General features: G+C 33.7%; 2 protein-coding genes. Both read left to right on the forward strand.

Translation table 11 applies throughout. The features are described 5' to 3' along the window. The first annotated feature begins 64 nt into the window (after positions 1–64). Positions 65–1603 (forward strand): IS21 family transposase, encoded by a 1539-nt coding sequence (gene istA, locus B5F09_RS14385; protein WP_087375011.1) that lies wholly within the window; start codon positions 65–67, stop codon positions 1601–1603. Beyond that, positions 1600–2334 (forward strand): ATP-binding protein, encoded by a 735-nt coding sequence (locus tag B5F09_RS14390; protein WP_087375012.1) that lies wholly within the window; start codon positions 1600–1602, stop codon positions 2332–2334. Before istA ends, B5F09_RS14390 begins: the two co-directional genes overlap by 4 nt. The last annotated feature ends 110 nt before the right edge of the window (positions 2335–2444 follow it).

The raw sequence follows: 2444 nt of genomic DNA on the forward strand, positions 1-2444 counted from the left end.
TACAATAGAATTGTAAGGAGTCCCACCTTACATCTATATTGCATGAAAGGAGGTCATTTTTATCATGGCAAAGGAAAAAGAAATTTTAAGACTTCGATCGTTAGGAATGTCTCAAAAGGCTATCATGTCTGTCGTTCATTGTGCAAGCAGAAAAATAAAATCCACCTATGAAAAGGCTGATGAACTTTCTATAACATATGAACTTATTAAAGATAAAACTGACGATGAAATTGAAGAAATATTTGGGAACAAGAAGGAGGTGATTTATTATCATGAAAGACCAGATTATGATTATGTTCATAAGGAACTATTAAAGCCTGGTGTCACTGTTATGCTTCTATGGGAAGAATATGTTGAAAGATGCAAGCTTGAGAATAAACCGTTTCTTAAATATACTCAGTTCTCAAAACTTTACAAGAAACATGTTGAGAAGAATAATCTAACAATGCATATTGGACAAAAACCGGGTGAAAAGGTTGAAGTCGATTTTGCAGGACAGACTTTACCAATCTATGATCTGTCACGAAGACAAATCATATCCAAAGCTTATCTTTTCGTTGCAGTGCTTCCTTTTAGTCAATATATTTATTGTGAAGCAACCGACAACATGAAACAGGAAAGCTGGATTAATCTTCATATCAACATGTTAAGATTCTTTGGTGGAGTTCCATTGATGATTGTCCCTGACAATTTAAAAACAGGTATCATATCTCATAAAAAATATGAAGATATCATCATTAATAAAGCATATCAAGAAATGGCAGAATACTATGATACTGTCATTATACCTGCTAGAGTTAAGAAGCCAAAAGATAAAGCATCTGTGGAATCAAGTGTTGGCATTCTTACAACTCAGATTATTGCAAGATTGAGAAATTTTAGATTCTCAAGCATAGAGGAAGCAAATGAATGTATATTGGTGGAACTGGATAAAATCAACAGAAAACCATTTCAAAAACGAGAATACAGCAGAAGCTTTGTTTATTTAAATGAGGAGCTTCCCTATCTAAGATCACTTCCGGAGTTTCCCTATGAATTTGCTGAATGGAAGAAAGCTATTGTCAACTATAACTACCATATCAGCTTCGAAAAAAATTTCTATTCTGTCCCCTATAGATTTCTACGAGAAAAGGTAGATGTGCGTGTTTCTAGAAAGATGATTGAAATTTATCATCATGGTTCTAGAATCGCCAGCCATCCTAGATTGAATGGGGTAGTCAATCAATACTCTACAATGGAAGATCACATGCCTGACCATCATAAGCTTTATACTGAATGGAATGGTGAGAGATTTAAAAAATGGGCTGAAAGAATAGGCCCATTCACCTGCAGAATCATTACTCAAAATCTTGAAAGTGTTAAAATTGAGGAACAAATGTACCAAAGATGTATGTCAATTTTAAAACTTAGTGATAGATATCCATCAGATCTGATAGAAGAAGTATCAGAATCTATACTTGAAAAGCGAGTGACCTGCAGCTACAAGAATTTTAAATCATATCTTGATTATCTACAAGATAGAAATAATAAACTAGCAGAAGAAAAAGAAAACAATGAAGGTGCACTGTTAAGAGGTGCAGATTATTACGGAGGTAAAAAATGATTAATCAAACATACGAAAAGTTATTAAGCTTAAAATTACATAAAATGGCTGAAATCTACAAGGAACAGTGTAACAGTCAAGCTTTCAAGGAACTTTCGTTTGATGAAAGATTGGCATTCATGGTTGATGAAGAAGTCAATGACAAATATAATAATCTTGTCACGGGTATACAAAGAAGATCAAAAATAAAAATGATGAACGCAACGCTGGAAGATATACAATATTACCCTGACCGAGAGCTTGACAAGGAACTCATCATGAAACTATCAACATGCAGTTATATTGATGATCATATCAATGTCATTGTCATTGGTGCAACTGGAAGTGGAAAGACATATATTGTTTCGGCATTAGGAAATGCCGCATGCAAGAAAGCAAAAGTTGTAAAGTATATAAGATTGCCGGATTTATTGTTTGAATTGGATCAGGCAAGACGAAATGGAAAATATAAGCCAAAATTAAGATTATATGCAAGAGCTGAAGTTCTTATTATTGATGAATTTTTACTTAATCCAACAACTCAGGAACAACAGGGCGATATCCTTGAACTGTTGGAATTAAGATATGATAGTCATACAACAATTATTGCTTCACAATTCACACCAGATGGATGGCATAAAAATCTAGGTGGAGGAGCAATAGCAGATGCCATACTTGATAGAATAGTATCATCTTCGTATACCATTCATATAAAGGGCGACAAATCAATGAGAGCACGAAAAAAGGATTAATAAAAAAATGTCACTATGGTCAAATCTATAGTGACTATTTTTATCATCACACTAGTGTGATGACGTCATCAAATGAGTGAAACGCTGTCATCTTTTTAGTGAAATACTCA

The organism is Erysipelatoclostridium sp. An173 (assembly GCF_002160495.1).
In the GTDB taxonomy this organism is placed as follows: domain Bacteria; phylum Bacillota_I; class Bacilli_A; order Erysipelotrichales; family Coprobacillaceae; genus Thomasclavelia; species Thomasclavelia merdavium.

What these genes read in the sequence shown, in the direction of transcription:
- istA (WP_087375011.1), top strand. Translation starts at nt 65, where the DNA reads ATGGCAAAGGAAAAAGAAATTTTAAGACTTCGATCGTTAGGAATGTCT.
- B5F09_RS14390 (WP_087375012.1), top strand. Translation starts at nt 1,600, where the DNA reads ATGATTAATCAAACATACGAAAAGTTATTAAGCTTAAAATTACATAAA.